Source organism: Thalassococcus sp. S3 (genome assembly GCF_004216475.1).
Classification (GTDB): Bacteria; Pseudomonadota; Alphaproteobacteria; order Rhodobacterales; family Rhodobacteraceae.
In genome coordinates this window covers 4,746,724-4,772,532 of sequence record NZ_CP022303.1, presented here as the reverse complement: position 1 = coordinate 4,772,532, position 25,809 = coordinate 4,746,724, and the positions used below count along the sequence as shown (strand labels likewise).

The 25,809-nt window shown below is 60.5% G+C and carries 27 protein-coding genes and 1 pseudogene; 22 read left to right on the top strand and 6 right to left on the bottom strand.

From position 1 onward, the window contains the following. Positions 1 to 336: an Hpt domain-containing protein gene (locus CFI11_RS23230; RefSeq protein ID WP_130409860.1), complete on the bottom strand. Its 336-nt coding sequence runs from the start codon at positions 334 to 336 to the stop codon at positions 1 to 3. Positions 337 to 508: 172 nt separating this feature from the next. On the opposite strand from CFI11_RS23230, the gene CFI11_RS23225 reads away from it, so the two are divergent. Further along, on the top strand, positions 509 to 1,783 hold the full coding sequence (locus tag CFI11_RS23225; RefSeq protein ID WP_371687458.1) for a PP2C family protein-serine/threonine phosphatase: 1,275 nt from the start codon (positions 509 to 511) through the stop codon (positions 1,781 to 1,783). Positions 1,784 to 1,790: 7 nt separating this feature from the next. Here the strand turns inward: CFI11_RS23225 and CFI11_RS23220 are convergent, their stop codons facing one another. Beyond that, positions 1,791 to 2,228, bottom strand: a complete 438-nt coding sequence (locus CFI11_RS23220; RefSeq protein WP_130409858.1) for an NUDIX hydrolase — start codon at positions 2,226 to 2,228, stop codon at positions 1,791 to 1,793. Between the two features lie 79 nt (positions 2,229 to 2,307). Here CFI11_RS23220 and CFI11_RS23215 point away from each other — a divergent pair, with 79 nt between their 5' ends. The 8 genes from CFI11_RS23215 (at position 2,308) to CFI11_RS23180 (ending at position 11,557) form a co-directional block, all read left to right on the top strand. After that, a complete protein-coding gene (locus CFI11_RS23215) occupies positions 2,308 to 3,294 on the top strand; it encodes an Hsp33 family molecular chaperone HslO (protein ID WP_130409857.1) in 987 nt (328 codons plus the stop codon). Then, positions 3,287 to 3,883, top strand: a complete 597-nt coding sequence (locus CFI11_RS23210) for a CoA pyrophosphatase (RefSeq protein ID WP_130409856.1) — start codon at positions 3,287 to 3,289, stop codon at positions 3,881 to 3,883. Before CFI11_RS23215 ends, CFI11_RS23210 begins: the two co-directional genes overlap by 8 nt. Continuing rightward, complete coding sequence (locus tag CFI11_RS23205; RefSeq protein WP_130409855.1) at positions 3,883 to 5,040, top strand: CCA tRNA nucleotidyltransferase; 1,158 nt, start codon at positions 3,883 to 3,885, stop codon at positions 5,038 to 5,040. Before CFI11_RS23210 ends, CFI11_RS23205 begins: the two co-directional genes overlap by 1 nt. A gap of 209 nt (positions 5,041 to 5,249) precedes the next feature. Continuing rightward, entirely contained in the window at positions 5,250 to 7,088 is a 1,839-nt protein-coding gene (locus CFI11_RS23200; protein ID WP_130409854.1) for an ABC transporter ATP-binding protein, read from the top strand. Then, positions 7,085 to 8,917, top strand: a complete 1,833-nt coding sequence (locus CFI11_RS23195; protein ID WP_130409853.1) for an ABC transporter ATP-binding protein — start codon at positions 7,085 to 7,087, stop codon at positions 8,915 to 8,917. Before CFI11_RS23200 ends, CFI11_RS23195 begins: the two co-directional genes overlap by 4 nt. A gap of 39 nt (positions 8,918 to 8,956) precedes the next feature. After that, a complete protein-coding gene (locus CFI11_RS23190) occupies positions 8,957 to 10,195 on the top strand; it encodes a class I SAM-dependent RNA methyltransferase (RefSeq protein ID WP_130409852.1) in 1,239 nt (412 codons plus the stop codon). Between the two features lie 18 nt (positions 10,196 to 10,213). Beyond that, a complete protein-coding gene (locus CFI11_RS23185) occupies positions 10,214 to 10,993 on the top strand; it encodes an ion transporter (RefSeq protein WP_130409851.1) in 780 nt (259 codons plus the stop codon). A gap of 66 nt (positions 10,994 to 11,059) precedes the next feature. After that, a complete protein-coding gene (locus CFI11_RS23180) occupies positions 11,060 to 11,557 on the top strand; it encodes a murein L,D-transpeptidase family protein (RefSeq protein ID WP_130409850.1) in 498 nt (165 codons plus the stop codon). Here the strand turns inward: CFI11_RS23180 and CFI11_RS23175 are convergent. Beyond that, a complete protein-coding gene (locus CFI11_RS23175) occupies positions 11,541 to 12,089 on the bottom strand; it encodes a CAP domain-containing protein (protein ID WP_130409849.1) in 549 nt (182 codons plus the stop codon). The two genes, CFI11_RS23180 and CFI11_RS23175, sit on opposite strands and share 17 nt — an antisense overlap. 166 nt (positions 12,090 to 12,255) lie before the next feature. Between CFI11_RS23175 and CFI11_RS23170 the strand changes: the two genes are divergently transcribed. Further along, on the top strand, positions 12,256 to 12,858 hold the full coding sequence (locus CFI11_RS23170) for a L,D-transpeptidase (RefSeq protein WP_130409848.1): 603 nt from the start codon (positions 12,256 to 12,258) through the stop codon (positions 12,856 to 12,858). 139 nt (positions 12,859 to 12,997) lie between these two features. Further along, positions 12,998 to 13,180, top strand: coding sequence for a hypothetical protein (locus tag CFI11_RS23165; RefSeq protein ID WP_130409847.1), 183 nt, complete (start codon positions 12,998 to 13,000; stop codon positions 13,178 to 13,180). A 72-nt stretch (positions 13,181 to 13,252) separates the two neighbouring features. Here the strand turns inward: CFI11_RS23165 and hemH are convergent, their stop codons facing one another. Together hemH and CFI11_RS23155 are read right to left on the bottom strand one after the other, a co-directional pair. Next, positions 13,253 to 14,314: a ferrochelatase gene (hemH, locus tag CFI11_RS23160; RefSeq protein ID WP_130409846.1), complete on the bottom strand. Its 1,062-nt coding sequence runs from the start codon at positions 14,312 to 14,314 to the stop codon at positions 13,253 to 13,255. 55 nt (positions 14,315 to 14,369) lie between these two features. Beyond that, a complete protein-coding gene (locus CFI11_RS23155; protein WP_130409845.1) occupies positions 14,370 to 15,188 on the bottom strand; it encodes an SAM-dependent methyltransferase in 819 nt (272 codons plus the stop codon). Positions 15,189 to 15,205: 17 nt separating this feature from the next. Here CFI11_RS23155 and CFI11_RS25060 point away from each other — a divergent pair. The 5 genes and pseudogenes from CFI11_RS25060 to CFI11_RS23135 form a co-directional block, all read left to right on the top strand. Further along, positions 15,206 to 15,397, top strand: a pseudogene (locus tag CFI11_RS25060) (double zinc ribbon domain-containing protein); the annotation flags it as partial. A 9-nt stretch (positions 15,398 to 15,406) separates the two neighbouring features. After that, entirely contained in the window at positions 15,407 to 15,934 is a 528-nt protein-coding gene (locus CFI11_RS23150; protein ID WP_371687493.1) for a ComF family protein, read from the top strand. 39 nt (positions 15,935 to 15,973) lie between these two features. After that, positions 15,974 to 16,234 (top strand): glutaredoxin 3, encoded by a 261-nt coding sequence (gene grxC, locus CFI11_RS23145; protein ID WP_130409843.1) that lies wholly within the window; start codon positions 15,974 to 15,976, stop codon positions 16,232 to 16,234. Then, a complete protein-coding gene (locus CFI11_RS23140; RefSeq protein ID WP_130409842.1) occupies positions 16,231 to 17,064 on the top strand; it encodes a carbon-nitrogen hydrolase family protein in 834 nt (277 codons plus the stop codon). The genes grxC and CFI11_RS23140 overlap by 4 nt, the downstream gene beginning before the upstream one ends. Beyond that, entirely contained in the window at positions 17,061 to 17,504 is a 444-nt protein-coding gene (locus CFI11_RS23135; RefSeq protein ID WP_130409841.1) for a MarR family winged helix-turn-helix transcriptional regulator, read from the top strand. Before CFI11_RS23140 ends, CFI11_RS23135 begins: the two co-directional genes overlap by 4 nt. A 39-nt stretch (positions 17,505 to 17,543) precedes the next feature. On the opposite strand, the gene ubiG is transcribed toward CFI11_RS23135, so the two are convergent. Beyond that, a complete protein-coding gene (ubiG, locus tag CFI11_RS23130; RefSeq protein WP_130409840.1) occupies positions 17,544 to 18,290 on the bottom strand; it encodes a bifunctional 2-polyprenyl-6-hydroxyphenol methylase/3-demethylubiquinol 3-O-methyltransferase UbiG in 747 nt (248 codons plus the stop codon). Between the two features lie 49 nt (positions 18,291 to 18,339). On the opposite strand from ubiG, the gene pip reads away from it, so the two are divergent. The 6 genes from pip (at position 18,340) to infB (ending at position 25,580) form a co-directional block, all read left to right on the top strand. Beyond that, entirely contained in the window at positions 18,340 to 19,323 is a 984-nt protein-coding gene (gene pip, locus CFI11_RS23125; protein WP_130409839.1) for a prolyl aminopeptidase, read from the top strand. Next, positions 19,320 to 20,129 (top strand): ABC transporter substrate-binding protein, encoded by an 810-nt coding sequence (locus tag CFI11_RS23120; protein ID WP_130409838.1) that lies wholly within the window; start codon positions 19,320 to 19,322, stop codon positions 20,127 to 20,129. Before pip ends, CFI11_RS23120 begins: the two co-directional genes overlap by 4 nt. A 123-nt stretch (positions 20,130 to 20,252) precedes the next feature. Continuing rightward, the gene (rimP, locus tag CFI11_RS23115) at positions 20,253 to 20,828 is read left to right on the top strand and encodes a ribosome maturation factor RimP (protein WP_130409837.1); all 576 of its coding nucleotides are present in this window, start codon (positions 20,253 to 20,255) and stop codon (positions 20,826 to 20,828) included. Then, positions 20,828 to 22,450, top strand: a complete 1,623-nt coding sequence (gene nusA, locus CFI11_RS23110; protein ID WP_130409836.1) for a transcription termination factor NusA — start codon at positions 20,828 to 20,830, stop codon at positions 22,448 to 22,450. Before rimP ends, nusA begins: the two co-directional genes overlap by 1 nt. 23 nt (positions 22,451 to 22,473) lie before the next feature. Then, complete coding sequence (locus CFI11_RS23105) at positions 22,474 to 23,094, top strand: RNA-binding protein (RefSeq protein ID WP_130409835.1); 621 nt, start codon at positions 22,474 to 22,476, stop codon at positions 23,092 to 23,094. A gap of 8 nt (positions 23,095 to 23,102) precedes the next feature. Next, positions 23,103 to 25,580 carry a translation initiation factor IF-2 gene (gene infB, locus CFI11_RS23100; RefSeq protein ID WP_130409834.1) on the top strand — a complete coding sequence of 826 codons (2,478 nt, stop codon included), beginning with the start codon at positions 23,103 to 23,105 and terminating at the stop codon, positions 25,578 to 25,580. The last annotated feature ends 229 nt before the right edge of the window (positions 25,581 to 25,809 follow it).

The following is a 25,809-nucleotide window of genomic DNA, read 5'->3' as shown; positions in this document are numbered from 1 at the left end:
TCAGGTATTGGCCATCTGATCCTGGAGTTCCGCAAGGAACACTTTCTTCGATTGCTCGAAACCGGTCAGGATCTCGGCCAGGTCGACACTGGCCGCGTCCCCCGATGCAGAGCGTTGTTCGCCATTTTGGCACAGCTCGGAAAAGCGGGCAAAGCCCAGGCTCAATGCGCTGCCTTTCAGGAAATGGAGGTCTTGTTCAAGGTCCGCCAAACTGGGATTTGTACGAAGTTTGGTGACGACCTCTTGTACCTCTTCCAGAAACAGGTCCACTACCTCGTCAAAATCCTCTTCGCCGATTTCCTCGCGTAGTTCTGCCACACGCGCCCATTTGATCATTCCGACACCCGATTGTTCCGACCCCACCCCCTAGGATGGCCCGATCGGCGTAAACGCCGGGTTAACTGGATGAGAAAAGCCCTTACAACTTTAACCTTCACGGTTGGTTAAGCGAATGGGCCGAAGGTGCGTGCGATACGAGTGGTCGCAGGGGCGACCTCAGGGGGCGGCCGTGACCGAATTGGAAAAGCAGGCAGATGAGGCGAGGCAGATCGTCGGGGCGTCGATCCGGCGTGTTCTGGTGGTGGATGACAGCAAGTTGCAACGCCGCATCCTTGTCAGCTCGCTCAACCGCTGGGGGTTCGAGGTTCTACAGGCCGAAAGCGGCGAGGCCGCGCTTGAGATCTGCGCCAAGACACCGCCTGATCTGGTCTTAAGCGACTGGATGATGCCGGGGATGTCGGGCCTGGAATTCTGCAAGACTTTCAGGGGGTTGAAGCATGAAAGCTATGGCTATTTCATTCTGCTAACGTCCAAAAGCGATAAGGGCGAGATTGCCGAGGGCCTTGATGCGGGGGCCGATGACTTCCTCACGAAACCGGTCAATTCCGATGAGCTTCGCGCCCGGATTTCCGCGGGCGACCGCATCCTGCGGATGCAGCGTGAACTGTCCGAAAAGAACCGGGTGATCACAAAGACGCTGGGGAAACTGCAGGAGGTTTATGACACGATCGACAAGGACCTGATGCAGGCCAAGAAAATCCAGGAATCACTGGTTCCGAATCTTTCGGAGCAGTTTGGCAAGTCGCGGGTGAGCCTTCTTCTCAAACCATGTGGTCACATCGGGGGCGACCTTGTGGGAATGTTTTCGCCCGGACCGAACCGTGTCGGGTTCTACAGCATCGATGTGTCTGGCCATGGCATCACATCGGCGATGATGACCGCGCGACTAGGAAGTTACCTAAGCAGCAAGCATTTCGATCAGAACGTCGCGATGGAGCTGCGCCTGAACAAGTTCTTTGCACTCCGACCGCCCGAAGAAGTCGCCGCACTCCTCAACAATCGACTGGCGGCGGATGCCGGCATCGAAGAGTATTTTACCATGGTCTACGGGATCGCCGATCTTAGGACCGGATCGGTCAAGCTGGTACAGGCCGGGCACCCCCATCCGCTACTGCTCCGGCGTGATGGGACACATGAATTTATCGGGTCGGGCGGTGTCCCCATCGGTCTGTTACCCGACATTTCCTATCAGCAGATTGAGCTGAAGATGGAGGTGGGCGATAAGCTTTTGCTTTACTCCGACGGGTTTACCGAGTGTGAGATCGGATCGGGCGGGATGCTTGAAGAAGACGGGCTGCTTCGCCTGATCTCCAAGGCCGGTCCAATCAAGGACGGGCAGGAGTTTCTGGATGATCTCTTTTGGCGGCTGACCGAAGAGATGAGCGCCAGCCAGACAATGGGTGACGATGTCTCAGCCACGTTGTTCGAATATTTCGGGCCCTGAGACTTCGTTACCTGACGAAGGTTTTGACGAAGTGACGATCACCCGCGTTCCCGAGCATCTTGCTGGCCCGGTCCGGCGTCATCCACATGACTTCGTGATGCTCCTCCAGCGGGGGACCCAGGCGGCGGGTTGGTAGCGCGGTATAGATCGTGCAAAGCTTTTCGGCCCAGAGATCGTATTCCGGCATGAAAGCATAGCGCCGAAATGCTCCGATCCGACGAGGCCGACCAATCAGCCATCCCGTCTCTTCATAGACCTCGCGCTGCAGGGCGACGAGTGGCGATTCGCCCGGATCGATGCCCCCGCCGGGAAGCTGAATATCCGGTGTGCCGTCATTCTGGCAGGTCAGTAATAGCGCACCGCCTTTGGGCAGAATGGCGTAAACTCCGGGCCGCAATATGTATTTCTGCCCTTTTTCAGGGGCCGAGCCAAAACGCCTGATCATAGCGGACAGTCTCTTTTCAGTGAACTTGATGCGCCTATATAGGCGCGGTATGCCAACCTGTGGCGCGTAAGGAAACCCCATGACACTCGGATCGAAACTCGCGTGGGACGATACCGTCCTGCCCTTCCAGCTTGATGCCTCCGATATGCGCGGCCGCGTCGCGCGGCTTGACGGGGTGTTGAGCGGTATTCTGAAACAGCACGACTATCCGTCTCAGGTCGAGGCGCTGGTAGCCGAGATGGCATTGCTGACCGCACTGATCGGGCAGACCATCGACCTGCGGTGGAAGCTGTCGCTTCAGGTTCAATCCAAAGGCGCCGTGCGGATGATTGCGACGGATTACTATGCACCCGAAAAGACCGGGGAGCCTGCGAAGATCCGGGCCTATGCCAGCTTTGATGCCGCACGTCTGACCGATGGCGCGCCGTTCGACCAGATCGGAGATGGATATTTCGCGATCCTCATCGACCAGGGCGAGGGCACGACACCCTATCAGGGCATTACCCCGCTGGACGGCGGATCGCTGAGCGCTTGTGCGGAGGCGTATTTCGCCCAGTCCGAGCAATTGCCAACGCGCTTTTCGCTGAGCTTTGGTCTCTCGTCCGAGCCGGGCGTGGCCGAGCATTGGCGCGCGGGTGGCATCATGTTGCAGCACATGCCCAAGGCATCGCCCTTCGTGGCGCAGGCGGATGGCAGCGGAGAGATTCTGAAGCCCGCCGATCTGATCGATGGGGAGGAGGGCGACAACTGGAACCGGGTGAACATCCTGCTCGGCACCGTCGAAGAGATGGAATTGATCGGCCCCACCGTGCCGCCCACCGATCTGCTGGTCCGGCTGTTTCACGAAGAACAGCCAAGGGTTTTTGACGCGCAGGCGGTAAGGTTCGGATGTACCTGTTCCGAAGAACGAGTGCGACAGAGCCTGTCGATCTATTCCCAAAGGGATATCGAGAAGATGCAGACCGAGGACGGTCGCGTCACTGCGGATTGCCAGTTCTGCAGCGCTCATTACGATCTGGACCCCAAGACCTTGGGGTTCGAGGCGGAGAAAGCGCCCGGTGAATGATGTCGAAGACCGGTTGCGCGCCGCTCTGGCGCGCCCCGGCCATGCCTCCTCTGACTTTGATCTGAACCCGGATGTGGCTTTGCCGGCGGGGCGCAAGCTGCGCCCGGCCGGGGTTCTTGTGGGGGTGACGAGTTTTGAAAAGGTGCCGACGGTCATTCTGACCAAACGCTCATCCGCGCTTAAGCATCATCCCGGCCAGATCGCCTTTCCCGGCGGCAAACAGGATGAGACTGACAGGGACGTCCGCGCTGCTGCGCTGCGCGAAGCGCGGGAGGAGATCGGCTTGCCCGCATCTCACGTCGATGTCCTGGGTGACCTTCCCACACATGAGACGGTGACCGGCTTTTCCGTCACGCCGGTTGTCGCAGTTATCCGGGATGAATTCGCTACCCAACCGGAACCGGGAGAGGTGGCAGAGGTTTTTCGCGTGCCGCTGCCGCATCTGCTGCAGCCTGAGAACTACCAGATCGAGGCCCGCGCCTGGCGCGGCCAGCAGCGCCGGTTTTTCACGGTTCCGTTCGGTCCCTATTATATCTGGGGCGCCACGGCGCGCATGCTGAGAGGGTTGGCCGCACGGATGGAGGAGTGATGCGGATCACCGGCACCTGGCTGCAAAGGGCGGAGACGCAGGCCGTTTTTGACGCGCTGGGCCAGGAGGATGCCACACTTCTTTTCGTGGGGGGCTGCGTGCGCAATGCGCTTTTGGGCCAGCCGGTTGCGGATATCGACATCTCGACTGATTTGCGTCCCGAGGACGTGTTGGAGCGGGCGGAGGCCGCGGGTCTGAGGGCGGTTCCAACAGGGCTTGCCCATGGAACGGTTACGGTGATCTCGGGCGGAATCCCACATGAGGTGACCACCTTCCGAAAAGACATTGAAACAGATGGCCGACGCGCCGTTGTCGCGTTTTCACGCGATATAAAAGAGGACGCAGCGCGGCGCGACTTTACCATGAACGCGCTTTATGCCGATCCAAGCGGTGAGGTGATCGACCCGTTAGGCGGTTTGCCGGACCTTCGGGCGCGGCGCGTGCGGTTCATCGGCGATGCGCAGGACCGGATCCGGGAGGATTACCTGAGGAGCCTGCGCTTTTTTAGGTTCCACGCATGGTACGGCGCGGCGGAGGATGGGCTCGACCCCGACGCGCTGGCTGCGATTGCTGGAAATCTCGACGGGCTTGCCACCCTTGCAAAAGAGCGGGTCGGGGCGGAGATGTTAAAGCTGCTGAACGCGCCGGATCCGGCGCCGTCTGTCGCGGCGATGGCGCAAGCTGGGGTGCTGGCAGCTCTCTTACCGGGCGCAGATCCAAGGGCTCTTGCACCATTGGTCCATCTTGAGACGGATCTGAGCCTTGCGCCAAAGGCGGAGCGTCGCCTGGCCGCGCTGGCCGGGCAGGACGTGGCCCATAGCTTGCGGTTGTCCAAGCCGCTGGCGCGCTATCTGGACGAGGTTCGAACAGCTTTGGAAGACGGTGCAGAGGCGGGCTCTCTGGGATTTCGCTATGGAGTTGTGCTTGCCAAAGATATTCTGGCGCTCCGCGGCGCGATCATGGCGCAGCCGGTTGAAGCCACCGAAATCGAGGCCGCGCATGCCGGCGCCGCCGCCGAATGCCCGGTCACTGCAAAGGACTTGATGCCGGACTATCAGGGCGCGGCGTTGGGTGCGCGATTGAAGGAACTGACCGAGCGTTGGGTGGCGTCAGGCTTTCGGCTGACCAAGGCGGACCTGCTGTCGAAAAGAGATTAACTGCACATGTGCAAATTTGCAGGATGCCCGGGGGTGACAAAATCGCTGTCCTTGGATAAGCCTTTCAGCGTCTCAGATTCGGGAGGGTTGCATATGTATCACGGGATTTGGTTCAGCTTCGCCTGATCACCTGACCCCCGTGTTTTGGTGATCCGGCGCGTTCACCATCTACATTTCGCACCCTATCTGCTCTTCAGGAGCTCCTGAATATGTTTCGTTTCTTTGAAAACCTCGTCGATCCTTTTGTCTCCTATCCGGAAACGGATACGCCGCCCACCAAGCTATGGCCGTTCATGCGCGAATACGCACGGCCGTTCCACAAGGTCTTTGCGATTACTGCCGGTCTGTCTGTCGTGGTCGCTGCGATCGAGATTGGCCTGATCTATTACATGGGCCGGGTGGTGGACTTGTTGGGTGATACGCCCGAACAGGTCTGGGCCGATAACGGGCTGGAATTCATTCTACTCGCGCTCTTCGTGCTGCTCCTGCGCCCGTTGATCCAGGCGGTGGATGTGCTGTTTCTGAACAACTCGATCCTTCCCAATTTCGGAACGCTGATCCGGTGGCGCGCTCATAAACACGTGCTGCGCCAGTCGGTGGGCTGGTTCGAGAACGATTTCGCCGGGCGCATTGCCAACCGTATCATGCAGACCCCGCCCGCCGCGGGGGAGGTGGTGTTTCAGGTCTTTGACGCAATCTCTTTCTCTCTCGCCTATCTGGTGGGTGCTGCGATCCTGCTGACCACGTCGGATCCGCGCCTGCTGATCCCGCTGCTAGGCTGGTTTGTGCTTTATGGTGCGCTGGTGAACTGGACGATCCGGCGGATCGGTCCGGCCTCGCAAGCGGCCTCGGACGCGCGGTCGGCGCTGACTGGACGGGTTGTCGACAGTTATACCAACATCCATTCGGTCAAGATGTTCGCCAATAATGAACATGAGCTGGCCTATGCCCGCGAGGCCATCGAGAACACCCGCGCGACCGTGCAGCGGGAGATGCGGATCTACACGACGATGGATATCGCGCTTGTGACCCTGAACGGTCTTCTGATCGTGAGCGTCGTGGGCTGGGCCATCTATCTGTGGATGCAGGGCACGACCAGCGTGGGTGTAGTTGCCGCGGCAACGGCGCTGACACTGCGGCTGAACGCGATGACGGGCTGGATCATGTGGGCGCTGACCTCGTTCTTCCAGCAACTGGGTGTCGTAGCCGAGGGGATGGAGACCATCGCCCAGCCGATTGACCTGGTGGATGACGGCGACGCCCGTCAGTTGCAGCTGACTGAGGGCAAGATCGAACTGCAGGGCCTGACGCACCATTACGGGCGCGGGTCCGGCGGGCTCGACAACATCGACCTGACGATCCATCCGGGCGAGAAGATCGGACTGATCGGACGGTCAGGTGCGGGCAAATCGACCTTGGTCAAGCTGCTTTTGCGGTTCTACGATGTCGAGGATGGGCGCATTCTGATCGACGGTCAGGATATCGCCAAGGTGACACAGGACAGCCTGCGTCAGCAGATCGGCATGGTCCAGCAGGACAGCGCACTCTTGCACCGGTCGGTGCGGGACAATCTGCTTTACGGTCGGCCCGATGCCACCGAGGACCAGATGATCGCAGCCGCCAAACAGGCTGAAGCGCATGAATTCATCCTCGACCTGCAGGACCCGCAGGGCAGGCAGGGCTATGACGCCCATGTGGGCGAGCGCGGCGTGAAACTGTCGGGCGGTCAGCGCCAGAGGGTGACCTTGGCACGGGTGATCCTGAAGGACGCGCCGATCCTGCTGCTTGACGAGGCAACAAGTGCTCTGGACAGCGAGGTGGAGGCAGCCATTCAGGATACGCTCTACGGTATGATGGAGGGCAAGACGGTGATCGCCATCGCGCACCGCCTGTCGACCATCGCGCAGATGGACCGGATCCTCGTGATGGATCAGGGCCGGATCGTTGAAGAGGGGAGCCATTCCGCGCTTTTGGCGCAAGGCGGGCTATATGCCAGCTTCTGGGCGCGTCAATCGGGCGGGTTCCTCAACCCGGAGGCTGCTGAATGAAGATCGAGAACTGGATCGACGCCTTCCGCCACGCCGAGGGTCCACCACCCCAGACGCTCACCGCGTTCATGGGGTGGTGCCTGTCAGGCGCCTGGCCGATGCTCGCCCTCGCAGCCTTCTTTTCGGCCCTTGCGGGCGCGATGGAGGCGGGCACCGCATTGGTGCTTGGCCTTGTCGTCGATGCGGCGGTGGCCATCGGACCGGACCAGTTCTTTGACGGGCGCAACCTGGGCATGATCGTCGGGGCGGTCGCGTTCTTCCTGCTCGCGCGTCCGGTGTTCTTTGGCCTCTCGTCCGCTACCAACTCGATCATCGTGCAGCCCAATGTGAACCCTCTGGTCCTGTCGCGCCTTCACCGATGGACGCTGGGCCAGTCGGTGAGCTTTTTTGACGATGACTTCGCGGGTCGTATCGCGCAAAAGCAGATGCAAGCGGCGCGCGCGGTCACGGATGTCGCGGTCGAGATGATCAATGTGGTGGCCTTTGCGCTGGCGTCGCTGGTTGGATCGCTCCTGCTGTTGTCGACCATCAACGCAAGGGTCACGGCGGTGTTTCTGCTTTGGCTCATCGCCTATTTCGCGCTGATCAAATGGTTCCTGCCCCGGGTGCGCGAACGCTCGGCCGCACGGGCAGCGACGCGCGCGATGGTGTCGGGCCAGATCGTGGATACGATCACCAACATCAAGACGGTCAAACTGTTCGCCCACGCCGATCACGAGGACCGCGCGGCTTTGGGTGCCATCGGCAAATTTCGGGATCGGTCCATCGACTATGGCTATCTTGCCGCCGGGTTCCGGTTCTGCCTGATGACGCTCGCCGGTCTGCTGCCGGTTCTGCTGATCGGGGCCACGCTGTTTTTCTGGCAAGCCGGTCAGGCCACCACAGGCGATATTGTCGCTGCCGGTGCCGTGGCGATCCGGATCGCGCAGATGACCGGCTGGGTCAGCTTCACCCTGATGGTGATCTACGCCAATATTGGCGAGATTGAGGACGGTATGCGCACGCTCACACCGCGCACGCGGTTGCCCGACAGGGACGGCGCGCCTGATCTTGACGTGAGCGAAGGGGAGATCGTTTTCGACGATGTGACCTTTGCCTATGGACGGCAAAGCGGCGGGATCCGCGACATCGACCTCACCGTGAAAGCCGGAGAGAAACTGGGCGTTGTCGGTGCGTCGGGCGCAGGCAAGTCGACGCTCGTTTCGTTGCTTCTGCGGCTCTATCAACGGGAAAACGGGTCGATTTCGATCGACGGGGTCGATGTCGAGGACATTACCCAGGAAAGTCTCAGACGCCAGATCGGAATGGTCACGCAGGAAACGGCGATGTTCAACCGCTCTGCACGGGAGAACATTCTTTACGGTCGTCCCGACGCGACCGAGGAGGAGATGGTCGCCGCCGCACAGAAGGCGGAGGCGCATGAGTTCATTCTGGGGCTTGAGGATCACAAGGGTCGTAAAGGGTACGAGGCGCATCTGGGTGAGCGGGGCGTGAAGCTGTCGGGCGGGCAACGGCAAAGGATCGCGCTGGCCCGCGCGCTGCTGAAAGACGCGCCGATCCTGGTGCTGGACGAGGCGACGAGCGCGCTTGATTCCGAGGTGGAAGCGTCGATCCAGACAGCCCTGCACCGGGTGATGGAGGGCAAGACGGTGCTGGCCATCGCCCACCGCCTGTCGACCCTGTCAGAGATGGATCGCATCATCGTGATGGATCAAGGTCAGATCGTGGAAGACGGCACGCACGACGCGCTCCTCGCCAAGGGCGGGCTTTACGCGCAGTACTGGAATCGTCAATCGGGCGGGTTTATCCGGGCGGAAGCCGCGGAATAGGCTCTTTCAAGGCTCGAACTCCGACGCTATCAGCCTGTCATGACTGCTCAATACCTGATCCAGCGCCTGGTCCCGAACGGGGACGGTGTCACCGAAGGCCGGCTTTACGCCAAAGGTGTGCTGCCGGGAGAGATCGTGAGCGGGGAGGTCGCCGCGCCGACCTTGACCGATGTGCGGATCATCGAGCCGTCGGAGCATCGGGTGAAGCCGCCCTGCCGGCATGCGCGGTCTTGTGGAGGCTGCCAGCTTCAACATGCCTCCGACGTGTTCGTGGCGGAGTGGAAGGTGTCGGGCGTGCGCCGCGCCCTGTCCGCACGCGGGATCGAGGCGGAGATGCGCCCCATCGTAACCTCCCCTCCCCGGACGCGCAGGCGTGCCACGTTGGCGGCGAAGCGGACCAAGAAGGGTGTTACGGCAGGCTTTCACCGCGCCGCGTCGTTCGAGGTTGTCCCAATCAGCGATTGTCACGTGATGCACCCCGATCTGTTGGATGCGCTGCCCGTAATCGAGCGCCTTGCGGGGATGGGCGCCAGCCGCAAAGGCAAGCTCGCTGTGACGGTAACGGTGTCGGAGGGTGGGCTGGACGTGTCGGTCAGGCATGGCAAACCGCTGGACGGGCCGCTGCGCGCGGATCTGGCGCAAGCAACAGAGCAACTGCGCCTCGCGCGTCTGGCCTGGGAGAGTGAGGTCGTCGCCATGCGCGCACCACCGGTGCAGTGTTTTGGCGCAGCACAGGTTGTTCCGCCGCCCGGTGCGTTCTTGCAAGCCACGAAACACGGAGAACAAGCCTTGTTAGAGGCTGTTTCCGAAGCCACCGCAAACGCCAAACATATCGCCGATCTCTTCGCGGGATGCGGGACGTTTACCCTGCCTCTCGCCGAAGGGGCCGAGGTTCACGCGGTCGAGGGCGAGGCCGAGATGATCGCCGCTCTCGATCAAGGCTGGCGGAAAGCCAAGGGTCTCAAACGGGTAACTGGTGAAGCACGGGACCTTTTTCGCCGGCCCTTGCTGCCGGATGAACTGGCCCGCTTTGACGCCCTCGTTATCGACCCGCCGCGCGCCGGAGCGGAGGCGCAGGTGGCCGAGATTGCCAAGTCCCAAATCCCTCGCATCGCCTATGTTTCCTGCGATCCGCTGACCTTTGCGCGGGATGCGCAAACGCTCATCTCTGCCGGTTATCGCCTGAATTGGGTGCAGGTGGTCGATCAATTCCGCTGGTCTTCCCACATTGAGCTTGCCGCCTCTTTCACGCTTGCCCATATGGCAGCGGGTGACTGAAGGAGCGGAGGGTTACACGTGCGGGAACGCTTGACGAGATTTCTGGAACATCCGTGGTTCGGCAACGCGGTCATCGCCGTGATCATTATCAATGCCGTCACGTTGGGTCTGGAGACGGTGCCAAGCGTCATGGCCGAAGCCGGCACGCTGATCCTGACCATTGACCGTCTGTGCCTGAGCATCTTCGTGATGGAGATCATCCTGAAGCTGATCGCCTATCGCGGACGGTTCTTTCTGAATGGCTGGAACGTCTTTGATTTCCTGATCGTCGGCATTGCTCTTGTGCCCAATGCCCAGGGCCTGTCGGTTCTGCGCGCGCTGCGGATCCTGCGGGTGCTTCGCGTGATCTCGGTCGCGCCGCGTCTGCGGCGGGTGGTCGAAGGCTTCATCACGGCACTGCCGGGCATGGGGTCGGTTTTCCTGCTGATGGCAATCATTTTCTACATCGGCGCGGTGATGGCGACGAAGCTTTTTGCGTCGACCTTCCCGGAATGGTTCGGCTCACTGGGTCTGTCGGCCTATACGCTTTTTCAGATCATGACGCTGGAAAGCTGGTCGATGGGCATCGTCAGACCGGTGATGGATGTCTATCCTTACGCCTGGATGTTCTTTGTCCCGTTTATCATGGTTACCACGTTCGCGGTGGTGAACCTGCTGGTCGGTCTGATCGTGAATTCGATGCAGGATGCGCATAGCCAGGAAAGCGGTGAAGCAACCGACGCCTATCGCGACGAAGTGCTGCGCAGGCTTGAAGCGATTGAGAAAAAGCTGCAACAGTCCGATCACGCCAAAATGTGATTTTGAGATTTGACCCATCGGCGGTAATCAGCGCATGGGGGACAGATCAGGCAGGCAGAGCAGATAATGAAAAGACGGACTTTTGGACTAATGGCCGTGTCGGCGATTGCGCTGGCCGGCTGCAGCACGAGCAAATTTCGCCGCTATCGCGGCCCCGAAGTGACTTCGATCGTCGTCAACAAGAGCGATCGCAAGATGTACCTGCTGCACCATGATCGGGTGCTGAAGGATTATCGCTTTGAATTGGGATTTGCGCCGGTGGGACACAAGCAGTTCGAAGGAGACGGAAAGACCCCGGAAGGCACTTACATCATCGACCGACGCAATCCGAACAGCCGGTTTCACCTGTCGCTGGGCATATCCTATCCCAACGAACAGGATATCGCTTTTGCCAAGGCTATGGGCAAAAAACCGGGCGGGGATATCTTCATCCACGGCCAGCCCAATGCGTTCAAGGCCAAGGGCGATGATTGGACCTGGGGTTGCATCGCGGTGAAAAACCGCGAGATGGAGCAGATTTACGCGATGGTAAACAACGGAACGGTGATCACGATCCGCCCGTAAAGGCACCGTTTGCCGGGCCGCCCATCACCAAGGTCCACCAGATCTTGCCGTTGTTTTCCTGATACCAGGAAAAGCCCATATTCACGGCGCGCTGTTCAAGGATGACCGAGCGTGTTCCTGGCTCTTCCATCCAGGCGGCCAGCGTCTCAAGCTCGGTCTCGTAAGTCTCGGAGATCGCCTCTCCGAGCATCGCGCCGGTATATCCGGCCCGCCGCACCCGGTCGATCGGCGACGATCCGTCCGAGCCGAAATGCCAAGGCCGGTTCTGAACCGACATGTCGCGCGAATGGGTGGCAGCCGCAGCGTTCAGTTTGGGGTCGAGCTGTACGGGGGACACGCCGGAGGCGCGTCGCAAGGCGTTGACGGAATCGACCATGCGGAACTGCAGTCGACCTTCGTCGCTTGCGCGGATGCGGTATACTTGTGGAAGGGGTTTGCCGTCGGCACCCAGGCGAGGTTCGGTTGTGGGTGTCGTGCAAGCCGCCAGAAAAACCAGCAATCCGACCATCAAAGCAGACCAAATGCGCGCCATAGCATACCCTTTTTGTTGCCTACCGCTGGCCATAGCCTGACCTGCGATCCGTTTCAAACCCACAAAGTCGTCAACAGGTTCAATAGGCAGGATTGGATTGCGACTGCGTCTTTCGAGCCATATGATGCCGTGATCACGTCGATTTTATGATCGTTGGAGCCCAACTATGACAGGCAGATCCGTTTTCACGCCCTCCCGGCGCGCCTTTTTGGCCGGAGGGGCCGCGCTTTTGAGCACACCGGCGCTTGCGCAGACTTACAATGGTCCACAAACCACCCGAGGGGAGGGTGATCTGACCCAGGGTGTGCGGCGGAACGTGTCCAGCTTCCGGTCTCTGGATTGGCAGCCGTATTTCGACAACCTGAGCAACGGTGCGATCCTGGTCGATATCACGTCGCGGGCGCTGCATTACTGGAGCGCGGACGGCGCGACCTACAAGCTTTATCCATCGAGCGTTCCTTTGACCGAGGATTTGACCCGGAGGGGCCGAACGCGTGTGGTTCGCAAGATCGAGGGTCCGGATTGGCGACCGACGCCTTCGATGCTCAAGCGCAATCCCGACTGGCCGCCCTACGTTCCGCCGGGGCCGAACAATCCACTGGGGACACACGCGCTTTATCTGAGCTGGACGTACTACCGGATCCACGGAACGCACGACACGCGTAAAATCGGGCGGCAATCGTCCAACGGGTGTATCGGCCTCTACAACGAACATATCTCCGAACTCTTCGCGTTGGCCAAAGTCGGCACACAGGTGTTGCTTATTTGACGACATTGTGGCGAAGACCGGGCGCCGCTGTCTAACAAGCAATTGCAATCCCGACGCTTTGTTGATTACTAGAAGTCACGAGGAAAGTCTTGGGTGCGTGGTTTAACGTAGTTAGGCCGCGCAAATTCTGGAGGTTAATATGAAAAAACTCGTTCTCGCCGCAGCCTTCGCCGGTGCAGCATCGACCGCCTTCGCGGGCAACATTGTAGAGCCCGTCGTCGAAGCGCCGGTCATCGTTGAAGAGACGACCGGCTCCTCGCAGGGCATCCTGCTGCCGTTGCTGCTGCTGGTTCTGGTTGCTGCAGCTGTTGCTGCTGACTGATTTTCGGTCAAATCGAATAGAAAAAAGGCGGTGGAGCACTCCACCGCCTTTTTTTGTTGCGCTCGAAAAGGCCTAGCGCAGCCAGCCTTTAAGATTGTTGTCGATCACGGCAGACAGCGCTGCGATATGTGCGTCATCGTCATTGAGGCACGGAATATAGGTGAAATGCTCACCGCCGGCCTCTTCAAAGCTTTCCTTGATCTCTTCGTTGATCTCTTCGAGCGTTTCGATGCAATCGGCCGAGAAGGCCGGCGCACAGACCGCGATGTTTTTCTTACCGTCTTCGGCCAGCCGGGCGACTTCTTCCACGGTATAGGGTTTTAGCCATTCCTCTGGCCCGAACCGGGATTGGAATGTGGTTGTGATCTGCGTGTCATCCCATCCCAAACGCTCTTTGAGGAGACGAGTCGTTTTCTGGCACTGGCAGTGATATGGGTCACCCTCCATCAGGTAACGCTTGGGCACGCCATGATAGGAGCAGACCAGAATGTCGGGTTTGGTCTCCATATCGGCATAAGTCCGCTCAACCGATTGCGCGAGCGCTTCGATGTAAAGCGGATGCTCGAAATAGGGCTCAACCGTGCGGGTGACGGGCTGCCATTTCTCTTCCATCAAGGCCCGGAAAAACTGGTCGTTCGCGGTGGCCGATGTTGCGCCTGCGTAGTGAGGATATAGCGGAAAGAACAGGATCTTCTGACATCCCGCCTCTACCATTTCGCGAACTTTCGATTTGGTCGACGGGTTGCCGTAGCGCATGCAGAAATCGACCATGACCTGATCGCCATATTCCTGATGCATCCGCTTGGTCAGCTTGGCGGTCTGCTTTTTGGTGATGGTCATCAAGGGGCTTTCGCCCTCGTCTTCATTCCAGATCGACTTGTAGGCGGCGCCGGAACTGAACGGGCGCTTGGTCAGGATGATAAGCTGCAACAGCGGCTGCCAGACCCAGGCGGAATAGTCGATCACCCGTTTGTCGGACAGAAATTCGTTCAGATAGCGCCGCATGGACCAGTAATCGTAGCCATCGGGTGTCCCCAGATTGGCCAGCAGAATGCCTACCTTTTCAGCCGGGACCGGCGGATGGTCCTCGGGCGCGTGAATAGGGCAGGTGGCTTTCTTGGTGGTGTCCAGCATCATGCGGTCCTGAATAACGTCGCTTATCGGGGAGATATAGGCTTTTGCCTGCCCGTCAATCGCGCAGCGACGTTTCGCGCGTGTTCAGGGCGTCGGCCAGACGCTGCTGGGCCGAGCCGGGACGCAGCGGTTTTTGCTGTGTGGCCGACGGCACCCATCCTGTGAGCGTTATCAATTCAAAGGTGGCCGGAAGCCGGCCATCCGGTTGCCCGTACGCGGCAAGGTAGATCTCTTGCGCCTTGTCAAAGACGGTCCGGCGGGTCGGCCTGCGCAGGCGCGATGCCAGGGCATTGGTTTCACCCATATGTCGTAGATCCCGCATCAAATGCATGAGGCCACGATATTCCGCCGTCAGCTTGAGGGTGTCGGCAACGGGTAAGGCAAAACCGGCGCGCTGCAGAAGGGCGCCCAGATCCCGAATCTCCGCCATCGGCGATATGCGCGGTGACAGCCCGTCGGTCTCGCTGATTTCGGCCTCGGACAGGGCCGCGCGCAGCTCGGTCAGGCTTTGTCCCCCCAGACACAGCGCAAGGAACAGGCCATCCTCGCGCAGGACGCGGCGGCACTGGATCAACTGGCCCACAGGGTCGTTTGCCCAATGCAGGGCCATCCCGTGAACGATCAGATCGTATCCCTCGCCAGACCAGGCGAGCACGTCATCGTCGGCGATATGCTCGGCCATGGGAAATCGCGTCGACCAGAGGTCCGGATACGGGGAGACGACGCCGATCTTTGTAAACGGCCTGTTAACCATCGAAAGGCGATCTTCGACCTCATCAAGCGCGGCCTCTTGCAGAAAACAGGCGTCGGGTCGGGCGCGGGTACGATGAAGGCGCAACGCGTTTGCGTCAAAAAGAGGAGCGGGTCGGGACATGGACGGAAAGTAAGGCGATGTTGGCTAAGTTTCAAACCGCGCTGCAGATGCTCTATCCCCCTCGTTGCCTGAGCTGCGGGGGGCTTGTCGAAAGCGATTTTGGGCTATGCGGCGCCTGTTGGGGCGATACGCCATTCATCGGCGGAACCATCTGCGACGCATGCGGCGTGCCGTTGCCGGGCCCATCGGGGGGCGAGGTGTTAAGCTGCGATGATTGCATGCGTCGCCCCCGACCATGGAGCAAGGGGCGATCCGCCCTTCTCTATCAGGGCCGCGCGCGGAAAATGGTTCTTGCGCTAAAGCATGGGGACCGGGCGGAGATTGCACGTCCTGCCGCAAAGTGGCTGGCCCAGGCGGCAAGCGACATCAGGGCGAGGGACACGCTGATTGCGCCGGTTCCGCTGCATTGGAGCCGGCTTGTGAAAAGGCGGTATAACCAATCTGCCCTTCTGGCGCAGGCTTTGGCCGCAGAAATCGACATGGCCCTCTGCCCTGATCTTCTGCTGCGGGGACGCCGCACCGTATCGCTTGACGGAAAAACACAGGCGCAACGGTTCGACGTCCTGCAGGGCGCCATTCAGGCCAACCCAAAACGTCGTCATCGGATGTCAGGGCGATCCGTGCTGCTTGTCGATGACGTGATGACATCGGGCGCGACCCTGGCAGCTTCTGCCGAGGCGTGCCTTGCGGGTGGCGCAAGAGAGGTTTGCGTCCTGACACTGGCGCGCGTTGCAAAGGAGGCTTAAGTCCGAGACAAAGAGACATCTTCAAGGGAAACGGACGTCATGCAACCGGTCGAAATCTACACCTCACCCCTTTGCGGCTTTTGTCATTCGGCCAAACGGCTGTTGAAGGAAAAGGGTGTATCCTTTTCCGAAATCAACGTGATGGCCAATCCGGGGCGCAAGGCCGAGATGATCCAGCGCGCCAATGGCGGTCGCACGGTTCCGCAGATCTTTGTTGGTGAGACCCATGTCGGCGGGTGCGACGATCTTTACGCGCTTGACCGGGCGGGCAAGCTGGACCCTCTGCTGGCCGGTTCATGAGAACCGCGCTCGTCCAGCTTTGTTCAAGTGACGATCCGGCCGCAAATCTTCCAGTCACCCAAGGTCTGATCGACGAGGCCGCCCATGCAGGTGCTGAATTCGTTCTGACCCCTGAAGTGACCAATTGCGTGTCGGCCAGCCGGACGCGCCAAGTGGACGTACTGCGGCACGAAAAAGACGATACAACCCTCGCCGCCTTGCAGGAACAGGCCGCAAAACGCGGTATCTGGCTCTTGATCGGGTCCCTTGCCCTGAAGACGGAGGACGCCGATGGCAGGTTCGCCAACCGGTCCTTTCTGATTGATCCCGCCGGGCGGATTGCGGCGCGGTATGACAAGATCCACATGTTCGACGTCGAGGTGTCCAAGACAGAGACGTATCGCGAATCCGCGGGGTATCGGCCGGGCCAGCGCGCGGTTTGCGCGGAGATGCCCTTTGGCAAGATTGGACTGAGCATCTGCTATGATGTCCGATTTCCGCACCTCTATCACAGTTTGGCGCAAGCGGGCGCGATGGTGTTGACTGTCCCGTCGGCATTTTCCCCGGTGACGGGTGAGGCCCATTGGCACGCGCTTCTGCGCGCCCGGGCCATCGAGACGGGATGCTATGTGCTGGCACCGGCCCAAGCCGGGCGGCACGCTGCGGCAAGGGGAAAGGAACGCCGGACCTATGGGCACAGCCTTGCGGTGTCGCCATGGGGAGAGATCCTGGCAGAGGCTGCGACCGATCCCGGCATTCACATTTTCGACATTGATGCTAGTTCCGTGCATGACGCGCGGCGCAAGGTGCCCGCGCTTAAGCATGTGCGTGCATTTGATGGACCTTCATGAGTGAAGAGACCGGCCCCCTTGCGGTCGCCCTGTTCAGTGAGATTTTGACAGCGGATCAGCTTTTGCGGAACCGCCTGAGCAAGGTGTTGCCAAAGGGTATGGAGATTTCACATTTTTCGGTGCTGAACCACCTGGCCTTTGTGGCTGACGAGCGGACACCCGCACAGCTGGCGGACACGTTTCATGTCACACGCGGCGCGATGACCAACACGCTGAACAAGCTGGAATGGGCGGGATATATCCATATCCGTCCCGACTGGGACGATGCCCGACGCAAGTTGGTGGCCATCAGCCCTGCCGGGCGAAGGGCAAGAGATCAGGCGATTTCTGCAATCACCCCCATGATTACCAGGGTGGTGGGGGACCTGGGCGGGGAGAAGGTCCGCTCGGTCCTGCCGATCCTGAGGGATCTGCGTCAGAAGCTGGAAAGCGGCGATTGAGCGGGCTGCTCATCCGCCCTTGCGGGCGTCTTCGCGGTGTCAGGCGGGTTTCAGGCTGGTGGTGACGTAGTTCACGCTGAGGTCGCGGTCCGAGAGGCTCCAACTCCAGGTGACGGGATTGAAGACGAAGCCCTTGCGATCCACGGGGTTCAGCCCGGCCTGGGACATCAGATCGAAAAGCTCATCGGGGGTGATGAATTTCGACCATTCATGGGTGCCCTTTGGCAGCCAGCGCATCACCACCTCGGCCCCGAAGATGGCCATCACATAGGATTTCGGGTTGCGGTTGATGGTCGAGCAGATGTGCAAACCGCCGGGTTTGAGAAGCTGCTGGCAGGCTGTGAGATAGGCCAGCGGGTCGGCCACATGTTCGACCACCTCCATGTTGAGCACCACGTCGAACTGCTCGCCCGCGGCGGCCATGTCTTCGGCGGTGGTGTGGCGGTAGTCGATGGTCAGCCCGGATTGTTCAGCATGGATTTGCGCCACGGGGATGTTCCGCTCTGCCGCATCCGCGCCGACCACATCCGCCCCCAGCCGCGCCATGGGTTCGGCCAGCAGCCCGCCGCCGCAACCGATGTCGAGAAGGCGCAGCCGCTCAAACGGCTTGGGTGCCGTGAGATCACGATCAAATTCGGCGGCGATCTGTGAGGTGATGTAGTCCAGCCGGCAGGGATTGAGCATATGCAAAGGCTTGAACTTGCCCTTCGGATCCCACCATTCAGCGGCCATCGCCTCGAATTTTGCGATCTCCGACGCGTCAACGGTGGTTTGATGCGCTTGCATTCCTCACTCCATATGCTCTTTTGGCCTTTAAGGGCTATATAGGTCATCCATGGATAAGTTCTCGGACCAAAAGCGCGCAGTTCAGTATCTTTATCCGCCGGTCGATCCGTTCGATCAGCGGATGGTCGATGTGGGCCAGGGTCATCAGATTTACGTGGAACAATGCGGCAATCCCAACGGGATACCGGTTGTCGTGCTGCATGGTGGTCCGGGGGGCGGATGCAGCCCGGCCATGCGCCGCTACTTTGATCCGCGTGTCTATCGTGTGATTCTTTTCGATCAGCGAGGCTGCGGTCGATCCCGACCGCATGCGTCGGTCACGCACAACACCACCTGGCACCTTGTGGATGATATCGAAAAAATCCGCAGGTTGCTGGATATCGATATATGGCTTGTCTTCGGCGGCAGCTGGGGCGCCACTTTGGCGTTGATCTACGCGCAGCAGCATCCCGATCGGGTGGCGCATCTGATCCTGCGCGGTGTGTTCCTGATGACCAAGGCAGAGCTGGACTGGTTCTATGGCGGAGGGGCCGGGAAGTTCTGGCCTGAAACCTGGACGCGGTTCATTTCGATGATCCCGGAGGCCGAGAGGGACGATCTGATCGCGGCCTACAACCGAAGGCTCTTTAGCGGTGATCTGAGCAAGGAAACCCGTTTTGCCCGGGCTTGGTCCGCATGGGAGAACGCGCTGGCCTCCATCCATTCCAACGGGACGTCCGGGGAAAGCCCTGGCGATTATGCGAGAGCATTTGCCCGACTTGAGAATCACTATTTCATCAATGGCGGTTTTCTGGAGTTTGACGGTCAGATCCTCGCCCATATGGGCCGGATTTCCCACATTCCGGGCGTGATCGTGCAGGGCCGCTATGACATGATTTGCCCGCCCTCGTCGGCCTGGAAACTTGCAGAACTTTGGCCGGCCTGCGACCTGAAAATGGTGCGCAACGCGGGGCATGCCCTGTCGGAGCCGGGCATCAGTGCAGAGCTTGTGCGCGCCATGGACCGGATTGCCGAAACGGTAAGCATCGCATGACCCGGATCGACCGCCGCGCGCTTTTCACCTCTGGTGCCGCCGCTGCCTTGCTGGCGGCCACGGGTGTATCGCTGGAGGCGGCGCCCCAATCGGGTGGCAAACTGCGTCTCGCCGTGCCCAGGTCGGATGATGGCGTTTTGCCTGCGATGCAGGGTGCGGTCTTTGACACGTTGACGGAGGTGGCGCCAAACGGGGTGCTGCAGGCTGAGTTGGCTCTCTCTTGGCAATCGGATGATGCGGCGCGGGTCTGGGATTTTGTGTTGCGCGAGGGGGTGCGGTTTCACGATGGATCGCTGCTGAACCCAGAGCATGTCGTTGCCGCGCTGGGCGATCACTATGAGATCGCACAGACCGGGGCATCAGCGTTGCGGCTGACATTGGACCAGAGCGATCCGCATTTGCCCTATCGGTTGGCGGACCCGGCGGCGTCGGTTGCGCGGGGGGGTGATATCGGCACCGGTCTTTACCGCGTCGAGCGGCATCAGCCGGGGCGGCACTTTCTTGGGAAACGGGTCGCGGAGCATTACAAGGATGGCACGGCGGGCTGGTTCGACGCAGTAGAGATCATCGCGATCCCAGACCCGGAGGTGCGGGCGGAGGCTTTGCGGGATGGATTCGTCGACGTGGCACAGCTTCCCTCTCCGCAAGGATTAAGGGCCGAGGGCGGGCTGATTTTTCATCCCTCTGCCGATGACATGGCGTTGGCCACACATGCCGATGTGGGATTGCCGAAAGTGATCGGGGCGCAGGCGCCTCTCGATAACGGGCGCATCGCCGAACGCTGGTGGATGCGCGCGCAGTCATAATCGGGGTTGCGGACTCTCGCAGGTCTCCGTATATGCAGCATAACAGCGGCGCGTCAGGCTCTCCTGAGGCTCCACCGGAAAGTGTAACGGGCCGCGGGCCCGTTTTTTTGTGTTTGGATCAAGATGAGCAACGATCTGATTGCCAAAGCAGCCATTGACCGCCGGATGGCGGAGATCATCACCCCCGTGATCGAAGGGATGGGGTATGAGCTGGTGCGCGTGCGGCTGATGTCGGGCAAATCCACAACGCTGCAGATCATGGCCGACAAGGCCGATGGCGGCATCGAGGTGGACGATTGCGCCGAGATTTCCAACGCGGTGAGCGCGGTCCTGGATGTCGAGGATCCGATCCTGGATGCCTACACGCTGGAAGTGTCGAGCCCGGGCATCGACCGTCCGCTGACACGGCTGAAGGATTTCGAGACCTTCGAAGGGTACGAGGCCAAGCTGGAAACGGCTGAACTGATCGACGGGCGCCGCCGCTTCAAGGGCGTGCTTGCAGGGGTCGAGGATGACGAGGTTCTGATCAATATCGAGGAAGGCACGATCGGGCTGCAATTCGATTGGCTGAGTGATGCGAAACTCGTGCTGACCGACGATCTGATCAAGGAAATGCTGCGCCAGCGCAAGGCGGCGGGCACGCTGAACGAAGACAAATTCGACGAGATAGAGACGACTGGGTCAGAGGAGGACACCTAATGGCCATTACATCCGCAAACCAGCTGGAGCTGTTGCAAACCGCCGAGGCTGTGGCCCGCGAAAAGATGATCGACCCCGGTCTGGTGGTCGAGGCGATGGAAGAATCGCTCGCCCGAGCGGCCAAGTCCCGCTACGGCGCGGAGATGGACATTCGCGTGTCCATCGACCGCAAGACCGGCAAGGCGACGTTCACGCGTGTGCGCACGGTGGTCGAGGACGAAGAGCTTGAGAATTATCAGGCGGAATTCACCGTCGAACAGGCCAAGCAATATCTGGATGACCCCCAGGTCGGCGACACCTTTGTTGAGGAAGTGCCCCCGGTCGAAATGGGCCGCATCGCCGCCCAAAGCGCCAAGCAGGTGATCCTGCAAAAGGTGCGCGAGGCTGAGCGGGACCGGCAATACGAGGAATTCAAGGACCGCGCGGGCACGATCATCAACGGTCTGGTCAAGCGCGAAGAATACGGCAACGTCATCGTCGATGTGGGCGCGGGCGAAGCGATCCTGCGGCGCAACGAGAAGATCGGACGCGAAAGCTACCGGCCGAATGACCGCATCCGCGTCTACATCAAGGACGTGCGCCGCGAGCCGCGCGGCCCCCAGATCTTCCTGAGCCGCACGGCGCCCGAGTTCATGGCCGAGCTCTTCAAGATGGAAGTGCCGGAGATCTACGACGGCATCATCGAGATCAAGGCGGTCGCGCGCGACCCCGGCTCCCGTGCTAAAATCGCGGTCATTTCGTACGATAACTCCATTGACCCGGTGGGCGCCTGCGTGGGTATGCGCGGCTCCCGCGTGCAGGCGGTGGTGAACGAATTGCAGGGCGAGAAGATCGACATCATCCCGTGGAACGAGGATCAGCCGACCTTCCTTGTGAACGCGCTGCAACCGGCCGAAGTGTCCAAGGTGGTTCTGGATGAAGAGGCCGAACGGATCGAGGTCGTGGTGCCCGAGGAACAATTGAGCCTCGCTATCGGGCGGCGCGGTCAGAACGTGCGGCTGGCGTCGCAACTGACGGCGCTCGACATCGACATCATGACCGAGGAAGAGGAAAGCGCGCGCCGGCAGAAGGAATTCGAAGAGCGCACGCAACTCTTCATGGACACGCTCGATCTGGACGAATTCTTTGCCCAGCTTCTGGTTTCGGAAGGCTTCACTAACCTCGAAGAGGTGGCCTATGTCGAGCTTGACGAATTGCTGGTGATCGACGGTGTCGATGAAGGCACCGCCGAGGAGCTGCAGGCCCGGGCGCGCGATTACCTCGAAGCGCAGAACAAGGCGGCGCTGGAAAATGCTCGTGCGCTGGGTGTTGAGGACAGCCTGGTTGAATTCGAGGGCCTTACACCCCAGATGATCGAAGCTCTGGCCAAGGATGATGTGAAAACGCTGGAGGACTTTGCCACCTGCGCGGATTGGGAACTGGCCGGCGGCTGGACCACGGTGGATGGCGAGCGGGTCAAGGATGACGGTATTCTCGAACCCTTCGACGTGTCGCTGGAGGAAGCACAGCAACTGGTGATGACCGCACGCATCCTTCTGGGTTGGGTCGATCCTGCGGATCTGGAGGCTGAGGAAGCCGAAGGGGAAGAGGTCGAAGCCGAGCAAGAGGAGACCGGGGCCTGATCTCAGGCCCCCGGGGGTTCCAGATGAGTCGCGGTGGCGCCTCGAAAGACCGCACGGACGGTCCGGATCGCAAGTGCATTGCCACGGGTGAGGTGCAGCCAAAACACGGGCTGATCCGATTTGTGGCAGGTCCTGAGGGTCAAATCGTACCGGATGTGCTGGGCAAACTGCCCGGACGCGGTGTATATGTATCCTCAGACCGCAAGGCACTGGCGCGGGCGGTGAGCAAAAAGCTCTTTGCCCGCGGCCTTAAGCAACCGGTGCAGGTGGGTGACGGTCTGGCAGACGAGGTTGAGCGGCAATTGCTGCGGCGGGTGGTCGATCTGATCAGCCTGGCGCGGAAATCCGGGGATGCGGTCTCGGGTTACGAAAAGACAAAAGACTGGCTGTCCAAGGAAGAGGCAGAAGTGCTGATTCAGGCGGTGGACGGGTCAGGGCGTGGGAAGTCCAAGCTGAGCACGCCGCATTACGGCCATTACATAGGCTGGCTGACGGCAGATGAGCTCGGCATGGCCTTTGGACGTCAAACTGTGATACATGCGGCGCTCGCCTCTGGTGGACTCACGCAACGTGTTGTAGAGGAAGCGCAGCGACTGAAGGGCCTCCGCCCAACAGACGGCGGCAGGGGCCGCCGGGAAGGATAAAGAGCTTTATGAGCGATACTGACGGCAAGAAGACATTGGGTTTGCGCGGCGGGTCCCGTCCGGGGAATGTGAAACAGAGTTTCAGCCACGGACGGACGAAGAATGTCGTGGTGGAGACCAAGCGCAAGCGCGTTGTGGTCCCCAAGCCTGGTGCGGGCAAAGGGGGATCTTCTGGCGTGTCTGCCGGGGGTGATCCGTCCCGCCGTCCCGCCGGTATTTCCGACGCGGAAATGGCGCGCCGGTTGAAAGCCGTGCAAGCTGCCAAGGCCCGCGAGGCCGAAGAGGCCGCCGCCCGCGCGGCCGAAGAAAAGGCCCGCGCAGAAGAGCGGGAACGCAGACGCGCGGAGGCGGAAGCCAAGGAACGCGAAGAAAAAGAGCGTGAAGAGCGCGCCAAGGCGAAAGCCGAGGAAGAAGAACGCAAGCGCCGCGAGGCCGAGGAAGCTGCCAAACGAGCCGCGGCCGAGCCTGCGCCCGCACCCCAGGCACGCACCGCGCCCAACAAGCCTGCGCCCGCTGCGACGCCACGGAAAACCGACCGGGAGCGCGATCAGCGCCAGACGCGCGGCAAGGGCCGCGACGATGGTCGTCGTTCGGGCAAGCTGACCCTCAATCAGGCGCTTTCGGGTGGTGAAGGCGGGCGTCAGCGGTCGATGGCTGCGATGAAACGCAAGCAGGAGCGCGCACGCCAAAAGGCAATGGGCGGCCAGGTCGAGCGGGAAAAGGTTGTCCGCGACGTGCAGGTGCCCGAGGCGATCGTGGTCTCCGAACTGGCCAACCGCATGTCCGAAAAGGTGGGCGAGGTCGTCAAGGCGTTGATGAACAACGGCATGATGGTGACGCAAAACCAGACCATTGATGCCGACACCGCGGAACTGATCGTCGAGGAATTCGGGCATAAGATCGTCCGGGTCTCGGATGCGGATGTCGAGGACGTCATCCAGCAGGTCGAGGATGAGGAAGGCGATCTTGAAGGTCGCCCGCCCGTGATCACGATCATGGGTCACGTCGACCACGGAAAGACGTCTCTTCTGGATGCGATCCGCGATGCCAAGGTGGTCGCGGGCGAAGCGGGCGGCATTACGCAGCATATCGGCGCCTACCAGGTGAAAACCGAAAGCGGCGCGGTTCTGTCGTTCCTCGACACGCCGGGCCACGCGGCCTTTACCTCCATGCGGTCCCGCGGGGCGCAGGTGACGGATATCGTTGTTCTGGTGGTTGCTGCGGATGATGCGGTGATGCCCCAAACGATTGAGGCCATCAATCACGCCAAAGCCGCCGAAGTGCCGATGATCGTCGCGATCAACAAGGTGGATAAGCCGGATGCGAATCCGGACAAGGTGCGCACCGATCTTCTGCAACACGAAGTGATTGTCGAGAAGATGTCCGGTGAAGTGCAGGATGTCGAAGTTTCTGCGATCACCGGTCAGGGACTTGATGACCTTCTGGAAGCGATCGCACTGCAGGCCGAGATCCTTGAGCTGAAGGCCAACCCGGACCGTTCGGCCCAAGCCGCTGTGATCGAAGCCAAGCTTGATGTGGGTCGTGGCCCGGTTGCGACGGTTCTGGTGCAGACCGGTACGCTCAAACAAGGCGATATTTTCGTTGTTGGTGAGCAATGGGGTAAAGTCCGCGCGATGGAGAACGACAAGGGTGAGCGGATGAAATCCGCAGGCCCCTCTGTTCCGGTCGAGGTGCTGGGCCTCAATGGTACGCCCGAGGCGGGTGATGTTCTGAACGTGGTCGAGACCGAAGCGCAGGCGCGCGAGATCGCGGAATATCGCGAAAAGGCGGCCAAGGACAAACGCGCCGCGGCTGGCGCCGCGACGACGCTGGAACAGCTTATGGCCAACGCCAAGGCGGACGAGAATGTCAGCGAATTGCCCATTCTGGTCAAAGCCGACGTACAGGGTTCTGCCGAGGCGATCGTTCAGGCGATGGAGAAGATCGGCAACGACGAGGTGCGCGTGCGCGTCCTTCATTCGGGCGTGGGTGCGATCACCGAAACCGATGTCGGTCTGGCCGAAGCCAGCGGCGCGCCGATCATGGGCTTCAACGTTCGAGCCAACGCGCCCGCACGGAACACGGCGAACCAGAAAGGCGTGGAAATCCGGTATTATTCGGTGATCTACGATCTGGTCGACGACGTCAAAGCGGCTGCAAGCGGTCTGCTAAGTGCCGAGATCCGCGAGAACTTCATCGGCTATGCCGAGATCAAGGAAGTCTTCAAGGTCTCCGGTGTTGGCAAGGTCGCCGGGTGTCTGGTCACCGAAGGTGTCGCACGTCGGTCCGCCGGTGTGCGTCTTCTGCGCGACAACGTGGTGATCCACGAAGGCACGCTGAAAACGCTCAAACGCTTCAAGGACGAAGTGGCCGAGGTTCAGTCGGGTCAGGAATGCGGTATGGCGTTCGAGAATTACGAAGACATCCGCGCTGGCGATGTGATCGAGATCTTCGAGCGTGAGGAAGTGACCCGCACACTCGACTAAGAGAGCTTGGGGTCAGGCACCTTTCATCCTGGCCCCAGAAACGACAAAGGGGACAGACTGCTCATCTGTCCCCTTTTGTATTGTCGTGAGTGTATTGCCTAAGCGGCCCGTGTAACTGGGCTGCCCGCATACACTGTGCGCCCGACACGGACGGCAATCCGTCCATCCGGAAGCGAACGAACATATGTGCCCTGCACAGACACACAGCTGCCCACAGTGATAGTACGAA